Source organism: Pseudogracilibacillus auburnensis (assembly GCF_003201975.1).
Classification (GTDB): domain Bacteria; phylum Bacillota; class Bacilli; order Bacillales; family Amphibacillaceae; genus Pseudogracilibacillus; species Pseudogracilibacillus auburnensis.
This window is the reverse complement of sequence record NZ_QJJQ01000006.1, coordinates 173973-199681: the sequence shown is the minus strand read 5'-3', so window position 1 is coordinate 199681 and position 25709 is coordinate 173973. Positions and strand designations below refer to the sequence as shown.

23 protein-coding genes are annotated in these 25709 nt (G+C 35.3%); 13 read left to right on the top strand and 10 right to left on the bottom strand.

Annotated elements, in window-relative coordinates; all coding sequences use genetic code 11:
* Entirely contained in the window at positions 1-1164 is a 1164-nt protein-coding gene (locus tag DFR56_RS10240) for a flavin reductase (RefSeq protein WP_110395343.1), read from the bottom strand.
* 429 nt (positions 1165-1593) lie between these two features.
* Between DFR56_RS10240 and DFR56_RS10235 the strand changes: the two genes are divergently transcribed.
* The 4 genes from DFR56_RS10235 to DFR56_RS10220 all read left to right on the top strand — a co-directional run bounded on the left by DFR56_RS10235 (position 1594) and on the right by DFR56_RS10220 (position 6132).
* Positions 1594-2907: a hypothetical protein gene (locus DFR56_RS10235; protein ID WP_110395342.1), complete on the top strand. Its 1314-nt coding sequence runs from the start codon at positions 1594-1596 to the stop codon at positions 2905-2907.
* Positions 2908-3120: 213 nt separating this feature from the next.
* Complete coding sequence (locus DFR56_RS10230) at positions 3121-3486, top strand: LysM peptidoglycan-binding domain-containing protein (RefSeq protein ID WP_110395341.1); 366 nt, start codon at positions 3121-3123, stop codon at positions 3484-3486.
* Positions 3487-4137: 651 nt separating this feature from the next.
* Positions 4138-5187: a beta-carotene 15,15'-monooxygenase gene (locus DFR56_RS10225; RefSeq protein WP_110395340.1), complete on the top strand. Its 1050-nt coding sequence runs from the start codon at positions 4138-4140 to the stop codon at positions 5185-5187.
* Positions 5188-5217: 30 nt separating this feature from the next.
* Positions 5218-6132 carry a DMT family transporter gene (locus DFR56_RS10220; protein WP_110395339.1) on the top strand — a complete coding sequence of 305 codons (915 nt, stop codon included), beginning with the start codon at positions 5218-5220 and terminating at the stop codon, positions 6130-6132.
* A 33-nt stretch (positions 6133-6165) separates the two neighbouring features.
* On the opposite strand, the gene DFR56_RS10215 is transcribed toward DFR56_RS10220, so the two are convergent.
* Complete coding sequence (locus tag DFR56_RS10215; protein ID WP_110395338.1) at positions 6166-6936, bottom strand: class I SAM-dependent methyltransferase; 771 nt, start codon at positions 6934-6936, stop codon at positions 6166-6168.
* A 357-nt stretch (positions 6937-7293) separates the two neighbouring features.
* On the opposite strand from DFR56_RS10215, the gene DFR56_RS10210 reads away from it, so the two are divergent.
* The 6 genes from DFR56_RS10210 to codA all read left to right on the top strand — a co-directional run bounded on the left by DFR56_RS10210 (position 7294) and on the right by codA (position 13403).
* The gene (locus DFR56_RS10210; RefSeq protein ID WP_110395337.1) at positions 7294-8367 is read left to right on the top strand and encodes a mechanosensitive ion channel family protein; all 1074 of its coding nucleotides are present in this window, start codon (positions 7294-7296) and stop codon (positions 8365-8367) included.
* Positions 8368-8483: 116 nt separating this feature from the next.
* On the top strand, positions 8484-9392 hold the full coding sequence (locus tag DFR56_RS10205) for an EamA family transporter (RefSeq protein WP_110395336.1): 909 nt from the start codon (positions 8484-8486) through the stop codon (positions 9390-9392).
* Positions 9393-9666: 274 nt separating this feature from the next.
* Positions 9667-9951, top strand: a complete 285-nt coding sequence (locus tag DFR56_RS10200) for a transposase (protein WP_110395335.1) — start codon at positions 9667-9669, stop codon at positions 9949-9951.
* A gap of 119 nt (positions 9952-10070) precedes the next feature.
* Complete coding sequence (locus DFR56_RS10195; protein WP_110395334.1) at positions 10071-11006, top strand: AEC family transporter; 936 nt, start codon at positions 10071-10073, stop codon at positions 11004-11006.
* A 126-nt stretch (positions 11007-11132) separates the two neighbouring features.
* Positions 11133-11510 (top strand): DUF4181 domain-containing protein, encoded by a 378-nt coding sequence (locus DFR56_RS10190; RefSeq protein ID WP_110395333.1) that lies wholly within the window; start codon positions 11133-11135, stop codon positions 11508-11510.
* Positions 11511-12131: 621 nt separating this feature from the next.
* Positions 12132-13403, top strand: a complete 1272-nt coding sequence (gene codA, locus DFR56_RS10185; RefSeq protein ID WP_110395332.1) for a cytosine deaminase — start codon at positions 12132-12134, stop codon at positions 13401-13403.
* A 61-nt stretch (positions 13404-13464) separates the two neighbouring features.
* On the opposite strand, the gene DFR56_RS10180 is transcribed toward codA, so the two are convergent.
* From DFR56_RS10180 to DFR56_RS10165, 4 genes are all read right to left on the bottom strand, one after another.
* Complete coding sequence (locus DFR56_RS10180; protein WP_110395331.1) at positions 13465-15159, bottom strand: cbb3-type cytochrome c oxidase subunit I; 1695 nt, start codon at positions 15157-15159, stop codon at positions 13465-13467.
* A 14-nt stretch (positions 15160-15173) separates the two neighbouring features.
* Positions 15174-15656 carry a cytochrome c oxidase subunit II gene (locus tag DFR56_RS10175; protein WP_110395330.1) on the bottom strand — a complete coding sequence of 161 codons (483 nt, stop codon included), beginning with the start codon at positions 15654-15656 and terminating at the stop codon, positions 15174-15176.
* Between the two features lie 59 nt (positions 15657-15715).
* On the bottom strand, positions 15716-15859 hold the full coding sequence (locus tag DFR56_RS10170) for a cytochrome c oxidase subunit 2A (RefSeq protein ID WP_110395329.1): 144 nt from the start codon (positions 15857-15859) through the stop codon (positions 15716-15718).
* Between the two features lie 402 nt (positions 15860-16261).
* Positions 16262-18460 (bottom strand): heavy metal translocating P-type ATPase, encoded by a 2199-nt coding sequence (locus tag DFR56_RS10165; protein WP_110395328.1) that lies wholly within the window; start codon positions 18458-18460, stop codon positions 16262-16264.
* 139 nt (positions 18461-18599) lie between these two features.
* On the opposite strand from DFR56_RS10165, the gene DFR56_RS10160 reads away from it, so the two are divergent.
* From DFR56_RS10160 to DFR56_RS10150, 3 genes are all read left to right on the top strand, one after another.
* Positions 18600-18929 carry a PadR family transcriptional regulator gene (locus DFR56_RS10160; protein WP_110395327.1) on the top strand — a complete coding sequence of 110 codons (330 nt, stop codon included), beginning with the start codon at positions 18600-18602 and terminating at the stop codon, positions 18927-18929.
* Complete coding sequence (locus DFR56_RS10155; RefSeq protein WP_110395326.1) at positions 18926-19546, top strand: HAAS signaling domain-containing protein; 621 nt, start codon at positions 18926-18928, stop codon at positions 19544-19546. Before DFR56_RS10160 ends, DFR56_RS10155 begins: the two co-directional genes overlap by 4 nt.
* 776 nt (positions 19547-20322) lie before the next feature.
* Positions 20323-20889: a hypothetical protein gene (locus DFR56_RS10150; RefSeq protein WP_110395325.1), complete on the top strand. Its 567-nt coding sequence runs from the start codon at positions 20323-20325 to the stop codon at positions 20887-20889.
* Between the two features lie 31 nt (positions 20890-20920).
* On the opposite strand, the gene DFR56_RS10145 is transcribed toward DFR56_RS10150, so the two are convergent.
* From DFR56_RS10145 to DFR56_RS10130, 4 genes are all read right to left on the bottom strand, one after another.
* Positions 20921-21745 (bottom strand): cytochrome c oxidase assembly protein, encoded by an 825-nt coding sequence (locus DFR56_RS10145; RefSeq protein WP_110395324.1) that lies wholly within the window; start codon positions 21743-21745, stop codon positions 20921-20923.
* 176 nt (positions 21746-21921) lie between these two features.
* A complete protein-coding gene (locus tag DFR56_RS10140; RefSeq protein ID WP_110395323.1) occupies positions 21922-23229 on the bottom strand; it encodes an ArgE/DapE family deacylase in 1308 nt (435 codons plus the stop codon).
* Positions 23230-23852: 623 nt separating this feature from the next.
* Positions 23853-25136, bottom strand: a complete 1284-nt coding sequence (locus DFR56_RS10135) for a TRAP transporter large permease (protein ID WP_110395322.1) — start codon at positions 25134-25136, stop codon at positions 23853-23855.
* Positions 25133-25633, bottom strand: coding sequence for a TRAP transporter small permease (locus DFR56_RS10130; RefSeq protein ID WP_110395321.1), 501 nt, complete (start codon positions 25631-25633; stop codon positions 25133-25135). Before DFR56_RS10130 ends, DFR56_RS10135 begins: the two co-directional genes overlap by 4 nt.
* Positions 25634-25709: the final 76 nt, after the last annotated feature.

Genomic DNA, 25709 nt, shown 5'->3' with positions numbered 1-25709 from the left:
TTAAATGCTGCCACCAGCACTTCCAATTAAATATTTACCTAACTTTTTAGCTTCTTCTGCATGTTGGATGATGATCTGTTTTGCTCTTTCTTTATTACCCGATTCATATGCTCCCAATAGCAAGACGTGATCTTCTGAAAGTCTATTTAGCTCGGAATAAGCCGTCGGATTATTTGCTTCTAACGCTACGCGTAATGCACTTGACATGACGGCCTCAGCAGTTAACCTTCTATACGAATCTAGTAATGTGGCGTTTCTAGCCAAAGCCATTGTATAGTCATGTAAAGCTGTGTTTGCTTCAATGTATTGATCTGGATTAATTGATTCATTTTCCTTGAAAATTGTAGATTCAACACGATGCCGTAATTCTTTAAGCTCATCTTCTGAAAGATTTCCAACTGTTTTTTCAATCGCTGCAACCTCTAACACCATACGGGTTTCCAAGGCTTCATTTAACAACTCAATATTTAATGGAGTGACCGTATAATTACCATCCTCCATTTGTGACAGGAGCTGTTCCGCCTCCAATTTGGCTAAAGCATAATAAATAACTTGTTTTGGCACTGATAATTCTTCTTGTAAATTTTCAACATTTATTGATTCTCCTGCAGAAATATCACGTTCTAAAACTCTTTTTCGAATGGTTCTATATGTTTTTTCATTGTCATACGGCTGAAAGTATCCAAACTTTCCACGGTAGTAAGTCAATGGAGCTTTGTCTTTTGTTCCCGCATAGATAACTTCCGCTAAAAACACGGAATGGGTTCCTCCCGTAACTTCCTTTATGACTTTACACTCTAAATGTGCCAAAGCGTCATTTAATATAGGTACATTAAATTTTCCAAATGTGTAATTCGTACCTTTAAATTTATCTGTTTTCGGACGTGAGAATTTAAATGCCATCTCCCCTTGCCCATCGTGTAGAATATTAACCCCAAACTTTTTTGCTTTTGAAATGGCATGACATGTTCCAGTTTGCTGATTCACACAGACGATCAACATTGGAGGATCAAGTGACAACGACGTAACCGCACTAGCCGTGATCCCAAATTTTTCATTTTCATGTTTAGTAGTAATAATAGTAACTCCACTAGCGAAATGACCAATAACATCCCTGTATAAATCACTATCTAGTTTTGAAGCATCAAACTTATCTGTAATCATATTCATCCTCCTTTTGGTTTATTAAGGAATATGTCCGTATTTATTCCTAAATTAATCAAAAAAAATAAAACTCATGATTTCAAGTTACTTAAAAAAGGTTTATGATTGCGCTTTCACTCCTTATGAAAAAAATAGAACAAACAACCCTAAATGATTCTTTATTTTCTGTTAGACTTAATATAATCTTTATTCAGATAATTGTCAACTATTTTTTAAATTAATTTTTTAATCTTTTTAAAAAACATATTTGTTTTAGTAATCTAAATTATCATGTTATATGTTTACAAATAGAGAAAAATTATAAAAATTTGTTTCATTCAGAGTTATCTTGTTATATTGTAATAAATAGCTTTTAAGAACATAACATAGAAATTTACTATAAGATTTTCACTCTTACAATTATTTTAAATATATATGGGGGTTAGTAATATGAAAGCAAAAGTTGGTGTTGTTGGACCGAAAGATTCGCTTGATTTAGTAAGTGAGATTGCAAAAGAATATGAAGACCAGTTAGAATTAATGCTCTTTATATATGAATTTGTAGAAGAAACAACTGCTATCGTTGATCAAAATCAACACTTAGTAGATGTATGGATTTTTTCTGGTCTTACTCCTTATTTATTAGCTAAAAAAAGTAATTCGAATCAACCTTTTTTTTATTTAACTTTAAATGGATCTAGTCTAATGAAATCTCTTTTAGAAAGTGGGTATAAGGACAAAAAAGTACTAAACAAGCTTAGCGTTGATATGCTAGAGTGGCAACATATTACGGATACTTTTTCCGACTTGAAGCTTCCCTATGAAGACATTAGATGGTACGAAATTAAAGATTATATCCCTATCAATGAAGTGATTAATTTTCATCTTAGTGTATATGAAGAGGATCATAACTTTATTTGCTTCACCTGTTTAAGTGATGTCTACGAAAGTTTAAACAAAAAAGGCATTCCGGTTTATCGGATAACTCCTACGAGAGCGAGTATTCAATCAACAATCAAACTTGCATTACAATATCGAAAAGCACTTCATTTTCAACAGTCTCAGATCACCGTTATTGTTGTTAAGGTAAGTAATATTGAGAAGTCTGATTATGAAAAAATGATATCATACGATGCCCATCGCCTAAATCTTGAATTGCAATCAACTATATTGTCGTTTACAGAAGAGATTTCAGGATCATTTGTCCCGATAGGAATCGGTACTTTCCATATCTATTCTACTAGGGGATCATTTGAAAATATTGAACAGCAAGTCAGTTTTCTTTTAGAACAATTAATGTTAATAACTGATTTGCCGGCTAATATAGGAATTGGCTATGGAGATACAACGTTAGCCGCAGAAGAAAATGCAAGACTTGCGCTACTCCATGCTCAAAACTACGATGAATTTAGCGCGTTTCTTGTAGATAATTATGGTGAAGTGGAAGGACCATTGGAAAGTGTAAATAAAATTACTTTTGGGTACCGAAATGAGGACAAAGAAATAGGCAAGAAACTGAAAGAAAGTGGTGTTACTATTACTACATTTAATAAAATTTTATCCATTCAACAAGATTCTGGCAAACATTCAATTTCAGCTAAAGAAATGGCAAACTGGCTGAAAATGTCCGAAAGAAATGCTCGCCGTATTTTGAATAACCTTATGAAAGCGGGGGTTGCAGAAATCATCGGCGAAGAATCTCCGGGTTCAAGAGGAAGACCTAGAAATATTTATAAGGTTGGCATAGAAAAAAACGACGATTAATTCACAATTTTTATCGATTCAAAGCTCGGATAGACAAGTAATGTCGCTTGTGGGAGAGATCGGCTTAAATAATTTGAAGAAGAACATGGTGTAGTTTTCCTAACAATACTAATAACATCTTCCAAATGACAAAACTTTAGAAAGAAATGTATGACAAAAGCCGTTTATTATACATAAGGTGTACAAAAGAACAATGATAAAGGAAGTGCTCTTTTGTATAATCCGTATCATCAGTGCCGTGAAAATCAATATCCTTACGTCATTCAACCAGGTGACACATTGCAATTTATTGCGAATAAGCTTGAAGTTGTATTATCAAGAATAATTGCAGCAAATCCTGGCATCGATCCATATAATCTAATAATCGGCCAAATCATCTGTATCCCAGCTTGTCCACCAAATCATATTGCTTATATTATTCAACAAGGAGATACGCTCTATCGTATTGCTCAGGATTTTAACGTAACGATTGCAAGTATATTAGAAGCAAATCCAAGTGTCGATCCTAATTATCTTCGTGTCGCCCAGCGAATATGTATTCCATCAGCATGCGCCACTTCAATATCCGATCAAGCATAAGATCGACATCCTCAGCCCCGAAATCCCATTCGGGGTATTATTCTCCCTATAAATTCTTACTTCACACCCCTTCGTATTGATTTTTTCTAATTTTAGCGAATGAAACGATTCACTTGGTGTAAACGCAATGAATCATTGGGGTGTTAAGTGTAGTACTAAATATTCATTTTTTCTTATCACCAATTCTGGCGACAATCTCGCCTGCCTTTTGCATCGAGATCAACTGTTATTTTCTTATGGGCTTTAAATCAGTAATAATAATACACAAATCCATCCTATCGTTTATACGTAACTTTGAGTTAAATTGTTCGTTTATGCACAAAATTCTTTTTCCCATCTCAACTTGCTATCTTATTAATAGAATAAAACCTATAATCTTGATTACCATTAATTGAAAAAACCATTTAATAATTGATTTCCGTTGTATATCCCCTTCATAGAATGTCTTAAATCTGTCAGAAATGGATCGTTCATATTTTTATAGACAACAATGATTCATGGTAGGAAAATATCCTTTTCAGCTTTGTTTTATTCATTCTTAATCCAATTTTATTTGGCTTCACAAATTTGTCTTTTTCATTGTTTAGCTATATGCTTTTTCCATTCTAAATTATGATATGATGAATGTATAATATAAAAGGATGATGCGCCATGGTATTAAAAAATGTTTTCTTTCAGCGTAATAGTTTACTTATTTTACTTGCTCTTGTACTCGCATCAAACATTTCGTTATACCATTCGACGTTTGGAGTGAGCATTTTACCTGAGAATCCAAATGGGGTCGTTGTTGGATCCATCATCGATCTTGCAATCATTTCACCGTTATTGTTCATTGCTTGGAGACGAAATTGGAATTTAAAAAACATCATTATTACAATCGCTGGTGGTCTAGTACTTGTGCGTTTCCTAATTCCAATTGAATATTTAAAGCCATTTGAAGCTGTAACTTGGGTTGGATTTACAGTAGAGGGGATGATCGTCTTATTTGAAATAAGTCTCCTTATCCTCTTGGTTAAATACTTGCCTGCTATTATCCGTTCTGTTAGGGATAGTTCACTTCCAGTATTATTTTCATTCTCGAACGCTATTGATAAACATATCAAATCTACACCATTGATCATTAAAATCATTTGCACAGAGATGCTTTTATTTTATTATGCTTTTTTAAGTTGGAAGAAACAACCAAATAGCAATGAGAATACGTTCACATTGCACAAAAATTCAAGTTTAATTGCGATGCAAATCATGATTATCCATAGTATTGTTCTTGAAACGCTCGTTATTCATTGGTGGCTTCATGAAAAATTTTTTATTTTGTCGATTATTTTACTCGTGCTAAATATATATACCGTTATCTTCTTTATCGGTGATTTACAAGCAATACGACATAATGCGTTACAAACAACCAAAGAAGGCATGTTTATTTCCCTAGGATTTATGAAGCGAATGGAAGTAAAATGGTCTAATATTGAAAAAATAATCGATGAACCTAGAATATTAGAGCAAAAGTGCGCAAAAGACACCATTGAATTCATTGCGCGTGATTTTGAATTAACCAGTCCACACGTGATTATACAATTAAAAGTGCCTGCGAAAGCAACTCTCTTTATTGGAAAACAAAAAGCTTATAAATTCGTATCAATTCGAGTGGATGAACCGAATAAGTTTTTAAAGACTATAAATGATAATATTAATAAGTAGCATAAAATTTTTACGTAATGAGGCAATCATATGGCACGTGTAAAAGGAATAACTTTGATCATTTTAGGGGGGCTCCTTTGGGGAACAACGGGCCCACTTCTTGAATGGGTGTTAGCAACTACAACTATGTCTGTACCTTTTTTGCTGACCGTTCGATTAATAGTAGGTGGCACTCTTTTATTAGCTTATTTACTGATTTGTAAAAAAGATATTTTGTCGATTTGGAAAATGCCTTCTTGGCGAAATCAGCTCGTCGTTTTTAGTATTTTTGGTATGTTAGGCGTGCAATATGGTTTTATCGCAACGATCGAAGCGAGTAATGCAGTGGTCGCCACGTTATTACAATTTTCAGCACCGATTTTTGTCGTTGTTTATGTCTCGATATCCTATAAAAGTTTTCCACCACGTTATCAAATTATTGGAATTACCGGAACGTTAATCGGTCTTTTTTTACTAATGACGAACGGAGGTCTAGGTACTTTATTAGTAAGCAAAACAGCGTTATTTTGGGGCGTGATCGTAGGTATTGCATTTGCCTTTTATACCATATACCCTGCCCGACTTATGAAGGAATGGAGCATTTTAATAGTTGTTGGCTGGGCAATGTTAATAGGTGGAATCGTCGTTGGTGCAGTGAACCAAGTTTGGAAATCGAATGAATGGGACCTGCTTTTTCAAAGCAATATACCTTTGATTATGCTTCTTTTAATCCTATTTGGAACTTTAGCATTTGTTTTGTTTTTAAGTAGTATGAAATATATTAGTGCTGTCGAAGCAAGCATTTTATCTGCTGTCGAACCTTTAACTGCTATGATTATTTCCGTTTTATGGTTCGGAACTGTCTTACTTCATTTTCAATTGCTTGGTGTCATACTCATGCTTATTTTTGTGACTTGGTTGTCTGTTGGGGGTAGAAAAAAGAAGAAAGTGAAAAAAGCAATGTAGCGTGCTCGGAAATCGAAACACGCTATTTTTACTTTATACGTTTTTTTTTGCAACAATTCGCAAGCGTTTATAATCAACTTCCCATGCGCCATCTTTATATAAATCAGATTGGATTTCATTTTTTACTTTTTTACAAATAACTGTTCTTTCTTCTTTAGAAAATTCGGGGAAAAAGTCATCCGCAAAACTGTCTAACCAATGATTTAACCCATGCTCCCCATCTGGAAGTAGTGTTGGTCGATCAAAAAGTTGTGCAAAAGTCACTGTAAATCCATGCTCCTCAAGCAAGCGACTGTACTCTCCAATGCTTGGAAAATACCAAGGATTTCTTTCTGCAGCATTAATTCCATAGTCTTTTGCTAACACTTCCGCAATCCCCCGAATAATCGTTTGTACATTTCCTTTTCCACCAAATTCAGCAACAAAACGACCATAAGGATGTAAGGCATGTCCAACAGATTTTATTACTTTATCTGCTTGATTCATCCAATGAAGTGCAGCATTTGAAAATACAGCATCATACTTTTCGTTTGTTCTAAAATTTTCCGCATTCTCGACAGCAAATGAAATGCTTGGATACTTCGCTCGAGCGTTCTCAATCATCTCCTTTGATGCATCAATTCCAGTGACATCCGCACCTAACGTTAAGATTTCATTGGTAAGATCCCCTGTTCCACAGCCTAAATCTAAAATTTTCTCTCCTGTTTTAGGCTGCAAAATGTCAACAATCCCTTTACCAAAATGAGAAACAAAACTCAATTTATCATCATACAGATCTGCGTCCCAAACATTTACGGAACTCATAGTAGTATCCACTTCCTTTCATACGTAGTTATTATTATTATAACGTATAAACACTTAACATATTATTTAAACTCTTTCTTTTTCATTCTACCTTTAGTCATTTCTTCGGCAACTATCTGGCAGTTCTTCGTTAGTTAGTGCGTAATCGCGGTTTGGTGGCGATTCTCCGGCGTTATATGGTGGTTCTCTGCGATTTGATGGCGAATCATTGTGCATATCTGGCGATTCTCCGCGATTATATGGCGAATGTTCTTACTTCAGATAAAGTTTAATTCATAGTAGACGATTGCATGAAATGTATGATAGCCTAATAAATACATATAACATTTCAACAACAGTCAGGAGTATGAAATTCAAATGACTTGGGACGTTTTTATATCATATGAACATTTAAGAGAGCTAGGTATATCAGTAGGTATCTTCTTCCTTTTTTTGCTTTTCCGGAAGTTGTTTACAAAATATATATTTAAAATCATTTTAAGAATAAGCCGAAAAGGAAAAACGAATTTTTTTCCTAATTTATTTTTAGCATTCCAAAGGCCGATGGAATGGGTCTTTGTTATTATCGGTATCTATGTTGCTATTCACTACTATCCATATTTAAACCAAGACAATGTAACACTTATTAAAGTGATTCGTGCAGTGATCATTTTTCTTATTACTTGGGGAATGTTTAATTTGGCTTCTACCTCTTCTAAGCTATTTAAAACGATAAATGATCGCACAAATATGAAGATAGACGAAATTCTCATTCCATTTTTATCACGTACATTACAATTTATTATTATTGCTATTAGTATTAGTGTTATTTTAGATGTATTTGGTTATCAAATTGGTGGTTTTCTTACTGGATTAGGTCTAGGTGGTCTCGCATTTTCTCTTGCCGCTAAAGATGCATTAGCTAATTTATTTGGGGGGATCATTATTATTACCGAGAAGCCTTTTACGATTGATGATTGGATTATGACGCCAAGTGTAGAAGGAACAGTGGAAGATATATCATTTCGTAGCACAAAAGTTCGGACATTCGCCCAGGCACTCGTTACCGTTCCAAATGCAACATTAGTGAATGAATCTATTACAAATTGGAGTAAAATGGGGAAGCGCCAAATTACTTTCAATATACGTTTAACGTATGATTCGCCAAGAAGTGCGATAAAATCTTCCGTAGAAAAAATTAATTCTTTATTAAAAAATCATCCAGAAATTCATCAGGAAACCATTTTTGTTACTGTTAATGAATATAAGGAAAATGGACTTGATATCTTGTTGTATTTCTTTACGGAAACGACTGATTGGGGAAAATATCTCAACATAAGAGAAGAAATTAATTTGAAAATACTTGAAATCCTCGATCAAGAAGGGGTCGAGATCGCTATTCCGAGTCGAAAATTGTTTTTGGATTCTGACGAAGAAGAAGGGGAAAAATAATTTACTATCTAACGCTTGTGGGATCATTTTTCCTACAAGCGTTTTTTTATATGGTAAAATGTTAAAGGGTCTGCCCTGAAATCATGTCAGATAACTAGATGGAGGAATCAAGTTTCATGTGGTTTATTTTTTCTATTTTAACAGCTATTGCATGGGGTGCTGCCAACCTCTTTTATAAGAAGGGATCTCATATTAGCGATAAATACAGTCACTTAAAAATTGTAACGATGGTCGGCTTTGTAATGGGAATTCATGCAATATCCTATATGTTTATCAAAGATATTACATTTGATCCATTTGATATGATCCGATATTTACCTGTTTCGGCAATGTATATTTTATCGATGACGATCGGTTATATTGGACTTCGTTATATTGAATTATCGATTGCTGCTCCCGTACAAAATTCAGCTGGGGCTGTTAGTGCTATTTTATTATTTATCTTTTTCCCTAGGGAGATGAATGTGATCGATATTGCCGGAATTGTCATTGTTACAATTGGTGTTATTACACTGGCAGTTTTTGAAAAACAGGCAGAAACATATGCATTGAAGAAACAGAATGAAGTCATCGATCCGAAATATCAACTTAGTGTACTGGCGATTACGTTTCCAATACTATATGCACTTATCGATGGACTAGGTACATTTGCGGATGGAATTTATCTTGATGAATTAAAATTGATTAGTGAAGATGCTGCACTACTATCTTATGAATTTACTTTTTTTATCGTTGCACTTATCTGTTATTGCTACTTAAAATTCATAAAGAAAGAGACGTTTGTTTTACTGAAAGAACGAGATAAAGGAATGGCAGCCATTTTAGAGACAACAGGGCAATTCTTTTATGTATTTGCCATGGCGGGAAATGCGATCATTGCAGCACCGCTAATAGCTGCACACGGAATTTTTTCCGTCATTTTGTCACGTATTTTCTTGAAGGAAGTATTATCGGTTAGGCAATATGTTATGATTGCCGTCGTTATGTTGGGGATTATTTTACTAGGGGTTTCGGAAGGGCTGTAAAATGTTATTGATTCAGTATGGAGTTTCGATGCACAGGACATACTAGGGAAAACGCCTGAGACAATGCTTTTCGGTGGGACGAGTAAGCGCAGTCCCAGAACGCCCGAGTTCTTAGTTTGCTTCATTTTTCCATCTGAACCTTCGTCGCATTTATTTCGGAGCTTGGCAAATAAATAATGATTTACTTATTTGCATTATCGGCACTATCTCCTGCCTATAGAAGCGGGAGATAAGTAACGCTGCGGAGATAAAAAATTAGTAGTAGGTGAGAGTTGTGAAAATAGTAATCATTTTAGGAAGTATGGTCGTCCCAATCATTATGTTCTTTTTACAGAGAGTTTGGACAAAGTGTCGGTTTATATTCAATTTACTGGCGATTATTTGTACACTCATATTTGGTAATATTTCAGCGACCGCCATATATGAAATAATTCGAGATAAAACTGTATTTATGACAAATATTCACGCGATTTTCTTAAATCCTTTATTTTTATTCACAGGAGCGTATTTAGGAGTATACATACTATACTTGCTACTTATTTTAACATTAGAAGACTGAAGGTGTTAAAGAAAAGTTACTGCACATTGCTGTAGTGGCTTTTTTATTATGAACATTTACTGAATAAATGATGAACACCCCCTCTTTTTCACCCATATAGTAATGAAGGGGGAGTAAAAATGAGTACAGTAGGTGCTTTTCTACAAGAAATGTTCGTTCTTTATGCGATCGCAATAGTAGGCTTCATCGTCAGAAAAAAAGGGATTTTAAATGAACATGCTAGCCATGTACTAACTCCATTAATTTTATATATTACGTTACCAGCACTTATTATATTTTCTCTCGATACCTCATTTTCCATTACAGTTTTAACGGAATTCCTCTGGCTTGTTTCTATGTCCATATATATTCTACTCCTTTCCATATGTTTTGCTTCATGGATGGGAAGACGTTCCGCTCTTCCTGAAAGGCAAAGAAGTGTTTATGAAGGAATTATTATTTTCGGTAATCAGGGATTTATCGGTTATGCTGTTAGTTTTATTTTATTGGGAGAACAAGGGATTATTTATTTAACGATGTTTAATATTTGTTATTTGATTTTAATTTGGACATACGGAATTTATTTATTTAATAAAGAAAAGGGAATGATCGATTGGAAAAATATATTTTTAAATCCAGGTATCCTTTCTACTATTATTGGTCTCCTTCTCTTTTTATCCCCCATCCGTTTACCAACTACCGTATCAAATGGATTGGAACTTATCGGAAAAATGACCATCCCACTTTCGATGATGATGATCGGCATATTAATTGCAAATGTAAAGGGTTTTCCTTGTAAACAAGTAACAAACAAATATTTATGGAAAGCAACCATCACAAGGTTAATCATCATTCCTTTATTTTTACTGCCGTTTTTCGCTTTACCTGTACCAATTTCAGTTTTATTCATAGCAGTTGTTGTTTCAGGGATGCCTTCAGCTCCAACTATTTCTCTGTATGCACAAAAATATGGCGCTGATACTTTTTTCGGTTCATTAGGAGTATTATTAACAACTGTGTTATGCATCATTTCAATTCCATTCCTTTATGTCGTTGTCCACTTTTTACATTATTAATGTTTTCCACCCTTTACCTTTAATTGTTATTTATGCATAATGGTAATAAGTAGTAAAAAAGGCAGGGAATTTTCGTTTTGTCGGTGATGTTGTTTATATTTATTAATTTTTAGGAGGTAAATATAAATGCTTTTTTATCTCGTAAGCCTTCTCGTTATTTTAACTATGTATCTATTCATCCGTTCTTATTTTTTACATCGGCGGAAAAACATACAAGATAAACGATATTGGTTGTTCGCAACAGGAAGAAATAAATATTTTGTTCTATTTGAAATTGTGGCCATTGTTATGTTTTTCATTACCGGCATGTTTGCGAGTATTTACCCCCATCTTGACTTTTCACCATATATGGTTACTGGATTATTATTGCTTCTTTCCAGTATTCAAGGGATCGAGGAATGGATATTTCACCGGGAAGAAAAAGTGTACTATCATCGTTTGCTCTCATCCGTCTCATTTTTAGTCATCATGTTTATTCCTTGGATTGAAAAGCAATTATTTTAAATGAATTAAAATAATATATATCAAGTGCCGTCGTTGTTATTACCGCTGGATTATTCTTTATATTATTTGGTGACATCGTGCCTGAAGTTCTTAATGATGCTTGGGATAAATACAATTTAGTTATCAGATTGATGAATTAGATCCTACCATTTGGATCAATATGAGTGATGAAAAAACCTATAGGAACTGCGTACATATTGAGAAAAAATAGACAAAACCGATTTGATCCGTTACCATATCGTCATTGAACAAGTACACTCGCAAAGTATCCAAAAAGAAGAGATGCAAAATGCTTACTTACACTGTCTTATAGACGTACCCAGTCCATAAATACTGAGACCACAACAAAGCATCTTTATATTTTTAAAACAATGACATCTCCCAAAACATACGCGCTTTTTGTTCTTGATTATTGACATACGTAAAGGTATACCTTAAGCTAAGCCGATTTCTCTGTGCAACTGAAATCGCGAGTGTTCTCGGCTAATTTATAAAAATAATACATTTGCTGCACGATTTTTTGACAAATCAATGATTTTTTCTTTCGTGTCTTGTCATTCTATTTTTACGTATTATGATATAGGTAAGGACATAATTCAATTTGAAAGAGGTTTTCACCAAATGGATCTTATTATTCGGAATGCTAAAGTAAAGAGTCAAGAAAGCACAGTGGATATTGGGATAAAAGACGGCAAGTTTGTACAAATCACAGAAACTATTCAGGAAAAAGCGATGAAGGAAATAGATGCGTTAGAAAATTTAGTACGTCCTCCTTTTGTCGAATCACATATTCACCTTGACTCCGCCCTTAGTGTTGGAAATCCCCGTTATAATCAATCTGGAACATTGCTTGAAGCAATCGATATTTGGGGTGAATATAAAACTAACTTTTCAAAAGAAGATGTGAAAACTCGTGCGAAACAAGCAATCCAGTGGCTAATTGCCAACGGTGTTCTTCATATTCGGGCACATACTGATTCAACAGAACCGAATTTACGCACAATGAAAGCAATTTTAGAACTAAAGGAAGAACTAAAACAATATGTTGATCTTCAAGTTGTAGCCTTTCCCCAAGATGGCATTTTTGCTTACCAAGGGATGGATTCCTTGTTGGAAGAGGCGATAAAGATGGGAGCGGATGTGGTCGGTGGACTGCCACAAGCGGAATTAACACGTGAAGATGGAATAAAGTCAATTCAGTATGTTTTTGACTTAGCCGAAAAATACGATAAGTTAATCGATATTCATACAGATGAAACAGGTGATGACCAGTCAAGATTTACAGAAGTCATTGCTAAATTTACTATTGAGCGTGATATGGCAGGACTTGTTACAGCGAGTCACACAACTGCAATGCACAATTACCATAATGATTATGCGGCAAAATTAATTCATACGATACGACGGGCTGGGGTTAACATTGTCACCAATCCATTTTCCAATGCACTGTTACAAAATCGACTAGACGGCTATCCGAAAAAAAGAGGTACAACAAGGGTAGATGAATTACTAGCATCAGGTGTAAATGTTAGTATCGGGAACGATAATTTGATGGATCCATTTGGACCAATTGGAAAAGGAAGCATGTTACAAGCAGCACATCTTCTTTTGCATACGGCACATTTAAGTGGAGAAAAACAAATAGGGCAATTGTTTCAGATGATTTCCCACAATGGAGCAAAAACACTTCATATTTCCGACGGTTATGGTATTAAGGAAGGAAATAAAGCTGATTGCATTATTCTCGATGCAACGGATGAAAAAGAAGCCATTCGTCTCACAAGTGAATGTCTCTATGTTATTCGTTGTGGGAAAGTAATTTCAGAAACAAAGCCTGCAAAAAGAGTTGTGCGAATGGATAATGACTCTTTTCAAATAGACTTTAAAAAGTAAAAGGCACGTCTGATGATGGGCTTTCATCAAAACATCATCAGCGTGCACTATTTTTTCATTATTACCAAGTTCGAAACGGTAACGAACCTGGATCATTGTTTACGACAACTTGATAAATTGGGACAGCATAGGCGATAACTGATAATGCGATCGAAACACCGATCCACACACTCCACCTTTCTAGAATTGGTGGTGGATCTTCTGCTCGTTCATTAATGACTCCAATTGGATATTCAATCGTTTTCTCCGATTTTGGGGCAAAAAAGATTAGCTTTATCCAAATATAGAGAACTAATACGATCGCGATAAAAAGAAGTACCCCACCGATTGCAATAATCTGGCTATAAGATAGCCAGGACAAGGCGAGTTCATGATCCCCATAAGTCGAATGAGCCGTTCGACGAGGCGCTCCTTTAATACCAGCAAAATGCATAATACCTCCCATCAACAATACACCAACAACCCAACATATTGTTTGAACAATAGCTAACCTGTTTAACCCTTTCGTAAATACTCGTTTCGTTAAGACAGGAATTAGCCAATAAGATATAGCAAAAAATGTTAATACAACAGATGTAGCAAGTGTCAGATGAAAGTGTCCCGTAATAAACCATGTATTATGTACCATTTGGTTTAATTGATAGCTTCCATTAATAATTCCCCCCGCCCCAGCTGGTACAAAAATAATCATCGCTAAAATCGTGGCAAAAAAGCGAGCATCTTTCCATGGGAGTTTTGTTACCCAACCGAATAATCCTTTCCCTCCTTTTGATCTACCTGTTAATTCAAAAGTAGCTACAACCGAAAATGCAGTAATTAATGAAGGAACGACAACCATCATCGTTAAGACGACTTGGAGAAATTTCCAAAATGATTGTATGCCTGGTTCTGTTAATTGATGATGAATTCCGACTGGTACTGAAAACAAAATTAATAAGATAAATGTGAGTCTTGGCAATGAGTTACTGAAAATTTTTCCACCGATTACTTGAGGAATGTTTACATACCAATAAATATAAGCTGGCAAAAGCCAAAAATAAACGAGTGCATGTCCAAAATACCAAAATAAAATGCGTGTTAGTGAAACATCAACACGAGGAACCCAGCCAAAAGCCCATGGGATAAGAAAAAACACAACCGACACTGCAACCGCAAGACTTGCATGAATCCAAAGAATTATTGTTGCAACTGACATATACGCAAATAAAGGGGAAGCTTGATTTTTATTCTTTTTTCGCCAATGGATATACGCTGCCAAAATGCCCGCAGAACTAAACCAACTGCCGACAATTAACAACGCTAAACTAACATAAAACCATGGGGATGCTTGCATTGGTGCGTAAAAAGTATATAACACCGTCCCATCATTCATTAAAATAATCGCTGTTCCAACGAGACTACCTATGGCCATTAAATAAAAACCGATCCATCCTAACGTCCTTGCACCTGGCGTAAGCTTTCCATCAAGTGTACGAGTTACCCCAGAAAACAAATAGCCAATAATGAAAAATGTGGTAAAAACTAAGGCAAGCAGTACTCCATGAGCTGTAAGCAATTGATAATATGTTAACCAATTCGGTAACGTAATCCAACCACTACGCTGCATCATTTGGAGTAGTCCTGCCAAACCGCCAAGAAAAATAGCAATAATGGAAAATATAATATAGGACATAATTAAATTGGCATCTTTTTGTTCAAAATCGAAATCTGTTAACACATTACCATGTTCATCTTTATCAAGTGTTATATCACTCATGTTTGTTCCCCTTCCTATACTGTATCCTCAACAATAATTTTCCCATACATTAATTCATGACCAATTCCGCAATACTCATGACATAAAAATAAAAATTCACCAGGCTCATTGAATGTTTGTGAATATTCAGCAATATGACCTGGTACGAGCATTAAATTAGTTGGTGTACCTGGAACATGAAGACCGTGAACAACATCTTTTGTTGTTACTTCAAAATGTACCGTCGATCCAACTGGTATCGTAATCGTGTTTGGATCATAGCCAAATGCATAGGATAAAATAGTAGCTTTATACTCGTTTGGTCCTATTTGTTCAAGTCCCGGATGATCAAACGGCGCTTGTGCTTCAACCTGATCAGGCTCAATCGTTGTAGCCAGCCCATCAGGAGGATTTAATCCCATTGCTACCGCCATCACTCCTGTGACAAGTAGAAATAAAACTAGTGAACCTGTACCAATTGCTAGCCATATTTTTTCAAATTTAGGCATATGGAACATAATAAAAGCACTCCTTGGATTTAGATTTCTCAAACAAAGAGATGAACATATGAAACGTTTTAAACAGTTGCAATATAGTAAAGGAACATTGCCAACCACGAAATAAAAATAATGACTCCAATTCCCAAAACCGTAATAAACGTACCTTTTAATCTTCTATCATAGAGTTGATCAGCTGACGATTCCTCTTCCCTTTTATCCATACATAGCTTCCTTTCATTTGTTAATAAATTACAATTAATAGTTTGTACCTGAACATGATAATTATGCATGTTTTAGCTGCTTATCTAATAAGCTACTTTATACATAGATAAAGGCAGCTTCTAATTAAGTAGGGAATTCGTAATGAAGAAGGGCAGAATTTTCGAGAAATGTCTCTGAGGGGCATTGTGGAATTCTAGTCTTTGAAAAAAGAAAAGTACGGAAATTTTAGTCTCAGTGCGGAAATTTTAATCTCAGTGCGTAAAATTTGAGGCATCCATTGAAGAGACGAACGCTGATTTGCGAAATTTCCATCATCCATCATGGAATTAGAACACCTTTGTTGCAATGTGTAAAGAAGATGACGAAAAAGCGATCTGATCACAGAGCGCTTTTTCAAATTTTTATATCTTAACATGTTTTAGTCTTAATGAGTTAAGAACAACAGCGATTGAACTAAAGGCCATTGCTGCCCCTGCAAGCCAAGGTACTAGTATACCAAACATGGCAAATGGAATCATGATAATATTGTAAATAAAAGCCCATCCAAAATTTTGTTTTATATTGTTCATCGTTCTCTTACTAATATGAATTGCATCTATTAAACGATATATATTTCCTTTTATCATCGTAATATCGCCTGATTCAATCGCAATATCTGAACCTGTACCAATCGCTACGCCGACATCGGCTACAGCAAGTGCTGGTGCATCATTAATTCCATCGCCGACCATCATAACTTGATTACCTTTTTTCTGTAGTCGCTTTACGATTGTAGCTTTTTCAGTTGGTGAACATTCAGCATACACTTCTTTTATACCAATTTTTTTAGCTATTTGTACACCAGCTTGATGGTGATCTCCGGTTACTAACATAACGTTTAACCCCATCTGCTTTAACTGTGAAACTGCCGTAACGGACGATGACTTCATTTCATCAAATAAAGCAATTACCCCAGCAAATTTGTTATCGATAAAAACGATCATAACTGTTTTTCCCGCTTTTTTATATGCTTTTTCTAACTGGAGCGCTTTAAGAGGAAGATCAATTTTATTTTTTCGATAAAACGAACTACTTGCGATTTTCACATCCATACCATCTACAACCGCCATTATTCCATATCCAGGGACATTTTGAACGTTCTGAGCTACCGGAAATGTCACGCCTTCTTCTTTTGCTTTAACGCAAACTGCTCTAGCTACTGGATGATCTGATGTCCGTTCAACAGCACCTACCAATTCCATAAAACGATCATAATGAAGGGAATCAACATATACATTGGTAACTTGAAGTATTCCACTCGTAATCGTACCTGTTTTATCTAATAAAATAGTATTGCATTTAGCAAGTAACTCTAAAAACTTTCCTTCTTTAAATAAAATCCCTAATTGAGCTGCTCGTCCGCTTCCAACCATAATAGATGTTGGTGTAGCAAGTCCAAGGGCACATGGACATGCAATAATTAATACAGCAATCACTTTGCTGAGTGCTCCACTCACATTCCCTTGATCAAACAGAAAATACGAGCCAAAAAAAGTTATGATCGCAACCATGATGACAATTGGGACAAACACGCCGGTAATTTTATCGGCTAGTTGTTGAATCGGCGCTTTTGAACTTTGTGCTTCTTCTACTATATTAATAATATTAGATAAAATTGTTTCCGACTCTTTTTTTGTTGCGATAATTTTTAATACTCCTTGTTGATTGATTGTTCCTGCATAAACGAAAGATCCAATCCGTTTTTCAATTGGAATACTTTCCCCAGTGAGTAATGCTTCATCTAGCAAAGAATAGCCTTCGATTACTTGTCCATCAATCGGCACTTTTTCTCCTGGTTTAATTAAGATAATATCTCCAGGTACAAGTTGAGCAACAGAAGTTAGCATTTCCTCTCCATTTTTAATGAGCGTCGCTGTTTTTATTTGCATATGATACAATTTTTCCAATGCAACTGTCGTTTTTGATTTTGTTTTTGCTTCTAATAGTCTTCCTAATAAAATAAACGTAATAATAAAGGCACTCGTTTCATAAAACAAAACTGCTGATCCTGTCGTAAATAAAAAATCTGGTGTTGTAAAAGTAACATAATGACTATAAAAAAATGCTGCACTTGTACTTAATACAACTAGTACATCCATATTTGCACTTCCACTTTTGATTGCTTTCCATGCTCGTTCATAAAATGGAAATCCGATGATAAATTGAATCGGGATCGTAATGAATAATTGAAAAAATGGATTTGTCACCAATGGTGGGATATAAATAAATGTTGTCCAAGCAAAGTGTGCGAGCATTGACCATGCTAAAGGGAAAGTCAGCATTGCAGAACATATAAAATTCCATTTAAGCACGTTTAATTCTTTATTTTTTTGAGCTTTTGCAGGAGTTAGTTTTGCTTGAAAACCTATCTTATTTATCTTCTTGATTACGCTAGTAATGCTTGTCTTTTGTTGATCATAAATAATTTTTCCTTTTTCTGTTGTTAAATTAATAGTTACTTCTTCCACTCCATCCAACTTCCCCACTACTTTTTCAATTCGATTTGCACAATTGGAACAATACATTCCCTCTATGTGAAGAAAACTTGTCTCATTCGCCATCTCGCTCAGCCCTTTTACCTTATTAGTACATTCTATTGCATCATTTTCCTAGATAGAACAATCGGTATTCGCTAAAATTGGTTGAACATAGTAGTAATTTCATGTACACTATACCTATTAATACTTGGTAGGTGGAAAAATGTTCGACCGGGAGCTTCTAAAAGGAAGTACATCGTTAATTGTTTTGCAGCTGTTATTTGAGGAAGATATGTACGGGTATCAGATCGTCAAAGAAATGGAAAAAAGAAGTGAAAATACATTAAAAATAAAAGAAGGTACGTTATATCCAGCACTTCACAAACTTGAGGAACAAGGATGTATTTCATCTTATTGGGTGGAACAAGCTAAAGGGCCAGCAAGGAAATATTATCAAATTACTACTGATGGACAGAAAATTTTAGATGCGAAAACGAAAGAATGGAATGTATTTACGAAAGTGATAAACCGATTATTGGAGAAACCGCTATGATTAAGCATTTTATTTCCCGTTTGGAAAAAGAATTAAGTGCTCATCCGAACAAAGCTGAAATTATATTGGAGTATAAGCATCATATCGAATGTAAACTAGATGATTTATTTATTTTAGGCTTTGATGAAGAACAAGCAAAAGCGAATATAATCAATGAGTTGGGGGATCCAAAACAAATAGCAATGCAGTTTTATGCAGAGACAAAAAAACCCTTGATACTGCAGCTTATTTTTATAAATTACCTCTTGTTTTTCACCGGTATTTTAATAACTGTCGGTTATTTTTTGAATATTACTCTTTTCGGGATCATCTGGGATCATTTAGTCGAGAAAAAGCTTTTCATTTTGAATTGCTATTTCATTTTTTGGATAGTTATCAGTTTTATAGCTGGTAAACAATATGGGTTCAAAAATGAATGGCGAATGAATAACGCACTATTCATTTCTTTACTACCTAACTTTATTTTCATGGCACTCATTATTTTTATTGAGAAATTTCAATATTGGTTTGCACCTTTTGTGAATCATTCGTTTCTCCTCTTATGTATCATTATCACGTTTTTGTTTTACCCTGTAAGTAAGCTTAGTTTCAAAGCAGGCATTTTACGAGGAATTTAATATATTCCTTTCTTTTTTATCACAATACATAGAATTACTATGTATATAGACTCATTTATCGATGAAAGGCATGAGTAAAACAAAAAGGTTGAAATAGTTTATGGAGATGGATAATTATTTGCTTAAGATTATTGCTCTTCCTCCTTGGTATACCATATTTTTAAATGGTCGTTGGAATAATTGAAAGATTTCTTTGCAAATGCTCAACGCATTTTTGCTTTGAAATGAGCATTATTCCTAAGAACAACACATTTCCGATTTGAACTCAGCATTATTCCCAGGAAGGCAGCATTCTCGGCTTGAACTCAGCATTATTCTCAAGAAGGCGGCATTCTCGGCTTGAACCCAGCATTATTCCCAGGAAGGCAGCATTCGCGGCTTGAACTCAGCATTATTCCCAAGAAGGCGGCATTCTCGGCTTGAACCTAGCATTATTCCCTGGAAGGCAGCATTCTCGGCTTGAACCAAGCATTATTCCCAGGAAGGCAGCATTCTCGGCTTGAACCTAGCATTATTCCCAGGAAGGCGGCATTCTCGGCTTGAACCCAGCTTTATTCCCAGGAAGGCAGCATTCTCGGCTTGAACCCAGCATTATTCCCAAGAAGGCAGCATTCTCGGCTTGAACCCAGCTTTATTCCCAGGAAGGCAGCATTCTCGGCTTGAACCCAGCATTATTCCCAGGAAGGCAGCATTCTCGGCTTGAACCCAGCATTATTCCCAGGAAGGCAGCATTCTCGGCTTGAACCCAGCTTTATTTAATAAGAAAGGTGAATGACATGGGACTCATTTTAATGGCATTTTTATTATTGATTGTCATGCCTATTGGTTTAGGATTAGCATTCCTGTTTCAGGCGAAGAAAAAATTAGTTTTTTTTATGTTAGCGATTCCTTTGCTCGTTGTCTTATTTATTGTTGGTTGGTGGACTTATGAAGTAAATCACCATTTTGTCAAAAGCACACAATTAGGTCATGAAAAAATTGGTGACATTTCTCTATATGACCCTGTAGACAATAAGTTTGCAGAAAAATATGGTTCTTATCGAAATATCGATAATGTTTTTTATCATGTGACACTGGAATTTAGGAAACTAACGATCGGGATAAATAATAACGATAAAATTACGTTTATTAGTACCGTTGATCCAAAAATGGCAACGATAAATAACATTCAAGTCGGTGATTCGATTCAAACGGTTAAAGAGACATACGGAAAAAACAATTACATATATCGGGATATGGGGATGGATGATTCGCTCCATTATGTCGATAGGAAAGAGAAAATCCATCTGCAATTTTTTTATCATGACGATATTGTTACGCAAATTGTGCTAGAAGAAATGTGAAGGTTCTGTCTTAAAAATGGAATGATCCATATTATTTTTCATCCTTTTTTTGCTGATAAACTTTTTGGCCAGTTCCATTCATCTTAAACCCAATTCTATTAGTAAACATTAATACCATTTTATGTATACCTAACATAAAAACTCCCGCCGATATTTGATCATATTTTGTATTAAAAGGTGAAGGTAAAATTTCAACCGTACCATCGGCTGGCAAGCAAAGATGTGTGGCAATTTGGCCAAAAAACGGATTACTCATTCCGTCTAAGAACCCAGCTATTATAAACATAAGACAAGCTGGCATAATGTATAGACTGCTGTCGCGGATAAACTTTTTTCTTTTTTCATTGCTATCGCTTACCGCTATATTGGGTGCTACAATCGGCCACCACATCCGGAAAGTAAGCAAAAATAAAATGGTTAAATATCCCTTTTGGATAAGGGGATTTGCTGAAATAATCGTTAATATAAAAGGTAAATGGTACAAGAAGAAAAAGAGTGCAAACATAGTAAGTGCCATTTGAGGGGATAGTTGAAATCGAAATCGGTATGTTTTTTTTATAAAAGGAGAGATTTGATCGTAACATTGTTGAGGAATACCAAGTAAAATGAGCGGTGGAATAATAAAAAACAGAAAACTCATTTGGATCATATGAAAACTAAATGATAAATAACTAATGGCAAGAATAGGACTTCCAATCGTGAAAAACAATAACCATATTCCGCCTAGAAAATAGATTAAATTGAAAGGTTTATCTAACTTTTTTAATAGGATAAAAATAATAGAAAGAATTGTTACACCAATACATATAATTAAAAGAAGGATATTCCACGAACCGAGAAGCAAAATGCTAATCAAACATTCATCGCCTCCTAAAAACTATTTACTTATAAGCATATGATCTGCATGCTATGTTTATGCCAGTGGACAAAAAAGGGAGCAATGTAAATTATCCTTACCTTTGTCCCTTTCACTCATTTCATAAACTGGTATATCAGTCTCCAACAATCTTTCAAATTTCTCTTACTATATATTTAATACATATCTACAGTTAAATCTTCCATTGTTACTTCCTCAGCATTTTGCACTCCGCACCATTCTAAAATAAATGCAGCATATACTTTCGTACATTCTTTTACACTTGGCAAATGAACCCACTCATTCGGCGCATGAAGGTTATCGCCAACCGGACCGTAACATGTGGCAGGGATACCATTAATATTGTATGCGGCCGTATCAACTGTCGCTGTTATCGCAATTTTTTCCATATCATTTTCATGAACTTTTTTATGGGCACTACCAAGTACTTTAAACATGTCCATATCTTTATCCAAGTCTAAGCCCCACGCATGATGTCCGTAAAATGTAATGTCAGGTGGCATTTGGCTTAACCACGGATCTTTCGCCGCTGCTTGCATTAATCGATCTGTAATCTCATCGATCATTACTTGTGGATCAATATCCGGATAAAATCCAACCCGCACCTCAAACATACAATCTGCAGGAACAGTCGATACCCAATCCCCGCCTTGTATCACGCCGATATTCACATTAAGCGGATGATCAAATGCTTCAAACGCTTTTGGCTTCGGCTGTGCATTAATATCATCACGATAACGTTTCATTTCTTCGATAAGCACCATTGCTTTTTCAATCGCATTTACAGCCTGGTCAGCGCCCAAAACATGTGCACCACTACCTGTAACACGGACTTTAAATAATAAAACACCAACTTGAGTTGTCACTGCAGCTGGACCAAATGGTTCTGGAATTAAACATGCATCCGCTTTATATCCTCTTGCAATAGCAGCTACTGCCCCATTACCTGTTACTTCTTCTTCATGAACACTTTGTAAAATTAAGTCTGCATTCAACTTAATTCCTAATTCCTTAATCGCCTTTACCGCATAAATATAAGCTGCAACTCCTGCTTTCATATCGCAAATTCCACGTCCATACATACGATCTCCTTCAATCGTTGAAGCCCAAGGATCATAATCCCATAATCGCAAAGGTTCAGCACTAACTACATCAATATGCCCTTGTAATATAAGACTTTTACCTGTTTTTGACCCCTCGGCTCCCCATGTACCGACGACAATTGGTCGTCCATCATAAGACCACTCATGTGGACCGTAACCGGGAGTACTCACCAGTTGTTTTGCATCGGGAATAAATGTATCTATTTCCAGACCCATTTCTCTATATTTTTTTTCCACAAAACGTTGAACAGCCGCTTCATTTCCTAATGTACTTGGATACTTGCCAAGCTTTTGTAAAAAGTGAACCTCTTCTTCCCAATCTTGATCAATTTTGTCAAATACTTTTTGTAATAAATTCATCTCTACTCTCTCCTACTATTCCCTAAAAAATTTATCTATTTCGGGTAATTAGAAAATAGCGTGGAAATCGTTTTCTCCTCGCAAATGGAATATACACGCTTTCACCAAGCACAAGGGCGACATCTGTTCAAGCTCCCTTTAGTCACTTTCGCCATGTTCTTTGCCGGGACGGCTGCCTTAGCCTCCGACGACGCATAATGTTTATTGCGACGAGTAAGCGCAGATGCAAAGCTTTGCGAAGGGACGAACATTTAGCGGAGTCCAAAGGCTTTTCGATGGGACGAGTAAGCGCAGTCCCAGAACGTCGCGCATTTTGCTTGCCTCAAGCTACGCGACTTTAGGGAACTCAACGATGCCTTTCCTCTCCGCAGGACTCTCGCATATTCTAATTGCTAGGTAGGTTTTATTATATTAAATTTCCACATGATCATTTCGAATACCCTCTATTTTGCTCTATGTTTAAAGTAGTCCTAGCTATATTGGAAAGTTCTATCCCCCACCTTTGAAAAGAAGCATTATTGATATATGGTAATAAGACTATTTATACGATTAATTATATGGCGAGATAAAAGGAAAAACAATACTAAGTTGCTCACAATCATAAATGAAATTGTTCGTTTACCTTATGGTGCCAATAAATTCGGAAGTCCCGTTGATAATGGTGGAAAATAAATGACGACTAATAAGGCAAAAAGCATCGTTATTAGAATAGGTATCATCGCCTTTACAATCGTTTCAAAGGAAACTTTTCCAACAGTGGAAGCGACGAATAAATTAACACCTAGTGGTGGTGTCACAAAGCCAATTGCCAAGTTCATGACAAGAATTATTCCGAAATGAATGGGATCAATTCCGATATTCGTGACGACTGGTAATAAAATTGGTGTTAATATAACGATGGCCGAAATCGTATCAATAAACATTCCTACAATTAATAGAAATAGATTAATAATTAAAATAATTACAATTGGACTATCGGAAATACTTACGATAAAATCTGCAACGATAACTGGAATTCTTTCTCTTGTCATCAAATATGCAAAAGAAATAGAGAATCCGATAATAATGACAGTAGCAGCATTGGTAAGTGCAGCCGAAGAAAAACTTTCATAAACTGCTTTCCAACTTAATTCTTTGTAAACAAAAACGCCTATTAAAAGTGCATAAATTGAAGCTACTGCCGCTGATTCGGTTGGAGAAAAAATTCCTGCATAAATTCCACCTAAAATAATAACTGGAATTAATAAGGCTAGTTTCGCTTCATTAAGCGCTTTTAAGACATCTTTAAAAGTTGGAACTTCACCTGTTCCCTTATAGCCATTTTTCTTCGCAATAATGAAAGATACAATCATTAAAGCAAGTCCTAAAATAATTCCTGGAATAATGCCTGCTAAAAACATGGAACCAATTGAAACGGTTCCAACAACCCCATACATAACAAATGGAATGCTTGGTGGAATCAACACTCCAATGGAACCAGCAGAAGCTGTAATTGCGGCAGCAAAACCACTATTATATTTTTGTTCTTTCATGGAAGGTATCATAAACGATCCAATCGCTGCAACAGTTGCCGGTCCAGATCCCGAAATTGCCGCAAAAAACATACTTGCTAAAACGGTAACCATCGCAAGTCCACCCGTAATAAAACCAATTAAAACTGTTGCTAAATTTAGTAGTCTTCTAGATATTCCACCATGACTCATTAAAACACCAGCTAATATAAAAAATGGGATGGCCATAAGTGGAAAACTATCTAATGACGTAAACGCCTTTTGAATAATAACATTTGGTGATGAATCTGTTGCAAAAACCATTGTTACCAAAGAAGCAAGACCAAGTGATAAAGCGATAGGAACACCGATCAACATTAGTAGAAAAAATGATCCAAATAGAATGGCAACCGTCATTGTATTTCCTCCTTTCCATATAGACCATCTTTATTCGTAAACAATAAATACATTTGTTGAATTAAGCGAATGACCATTAAAGTTCCCCCAATTGGAATTGCTAAATAAGGAATCCACATCGGAACTTGAAGAGATGGACTAGTTTGACCACTTGCCAACATATCTATGACATACTTACTTCCTTCAAATGCTAAAAATCCTGCAAAAATAAACCAACAAACAAGGGCTAAAAAATTAATAAAACGTTGAATCGTCTGTGGAAACAATTTGATAAATACATCCACTCGAATATGAGATTGTAATCGAACAGCTAGACTTGCACCAATCCATATTTGCCAAACGTGTAAATATTGTGCGAACTCGGATCCCCAACTGAAAGAAAATCCGAAAAAATATCGCGAAGTTGACTGAATAAACATAATAAGTACCATGATTGCCATTGTCAAAACAAGAATGAATTCTTCCATTCTTTTATCCAATAATGTTTTCACATTCATTATTTTTTCTCCTCACATCATTATTAAAACGGTTTATTAGAGTTTGAGAAAATGAGATAGGTTTGGTTAAGTTATG

Excerpts from the sequence above, each read along its gene's own strand:
- DFR56_RS10240 (WP_110395343.1), bottom strand. The coding sequence starts at position 1,164 with ATGATTACAGATAAGTTTGATGCTTCAAAACTAGATAGTGATTTATAC.
- DFR56_RS10235 (WP_110395342.1), top strand. The coding sequence starts at position 1,594 with ATGAAAGCAAAAGTTGGTGTTGTTGGACCGAAAGATTCGCTTGATTTA.
- DFR56_RS10225 (WP_110395340.1), top strand. The coding sequence starts at position 4,138 with ATGGTATTAAAAAATGTTTTCTTTCAGCGTAATAGTTTACTTATTTTA.
- DFR56_RS10220 (WP_110395339.1), top strand. The coding sequence starts at position 5,218 with ATGGCACGTGTAAAAGGAATAACTTTGATCATTTTAGGGGGGCTCCTT.
- DFR56_RS10215 (WP_110395338.1), bottom strand. The coding sequence starts at position 6,936 with ATGAGTTCCGTAAATGTTTGGGACGCAGATCTGTATGATGATAAATTG.
- DFR56_RS10210 (WP_110395337.1), top strand. The coding sequence starts at position 7,294 with ATGACTTGGGACGTTTTTATATCATATGAACATTTAAGAGAGCTAGGT.
- DFR56_RS10205 (WP_110395336.1), top strand. The coding sequence starts at position 8,484 with ATGTGGTTTATTTTTTCTATTTTAACAGCTATTGCATGGGGTGCTGCC.
- DFR56_RS10195 (WP_110395334.1), top strand. The coding sequence starts at position 10,071 with ATGAGTACAGTAGGTGCTTTTCTACAAGAAATGTTCGTTCTTTATGCG.
- DFR56_RS10190 (WP_110395333.1), top strand. The coding sequence starts at position 11,133 with ATGCTTTTTTATCTCGTAAGCCTTCTCGTTATTTTAACTATGTATCTA.
- codA (WP_110395332.1), top strand. The coding sequence starts at position 12,132 with ATGGATCTTATTATTCGGAATGCTAAAGTAAAGAGTCAAGAAAGCACA.
- DFR56_RS10180 (WP_110395331.1), bottom strand. The coding sequence starts at position 15,159 with ATGAGTGATATAACACTTGATAAAGATGAACATGGTAATGTGTTAACA.
- DFR56_RS10175 (WP_110395330.1), bottom strand. The coding sequence starts at position 15,656 with ATGTTCCATATGCCTAAATTTGAAAAAATATGGCTAGCAATTGGTACA.
- DFR56_RS10170 (WP_110395329.1), bottom strand. The coding sequence starts at position 15,859 with ATGGATAAAAGGGAAGAGGAATCGTCAGCTGATCAACTCTATGATAGA.
- DFR56_RS10165 (WP_110395328.1), bottom strand. The coding sequence starts at position 18,460 with ATGGCGAATGAGACAAGTTTTCTTCACATAGAGGGAATGTATTGTTCC.
- DFR56_RS10160 (WP_110395327.1), top strand. The coding sequence starts at position 18,600 with ATGTTCGACCGGGAGCTTCTAAAAGGAAGTACATCGTTAATTGTTTTG.
- DFR56_RS10155 (WP_110395326.1), top strand. The coding sequence starts at position 18,926 with ATGATTAAGCATTTTATTTCCCGTTTGGAAAAAGAATTAAGTGCTCAT.
- DFR56_RS10150 (WP_110395325.1), top strand. The coding sequence starts at position 20,323 with ATGGGACTCATTTTAATGGCATTTTTATTATTGATTGTCATGCCTATT.
- DFR56_RS10140 (WP_110395323.1), bottom strand. The coding sequence starts at position 23,229 with ATGAATTTATTACAAAAAGTATTTGACAAAATTGATCAAGATTGGGAA.
- DFR56_RS10135 (WP_110395322.1), bottom strand. The coding sequence starts at position 25,136 with ATGACGGTTGCCATTCTATTTGGATCATTTTTTCTACTAATGTTGATC.
- DFR56_RS10130 (WP_110395321.1), bottom strand. The coding sequence starts at position 25,633 with ATGAATGTGAAAACATTATTGGATAAAAGAATGGAAGAATTCATTCTT.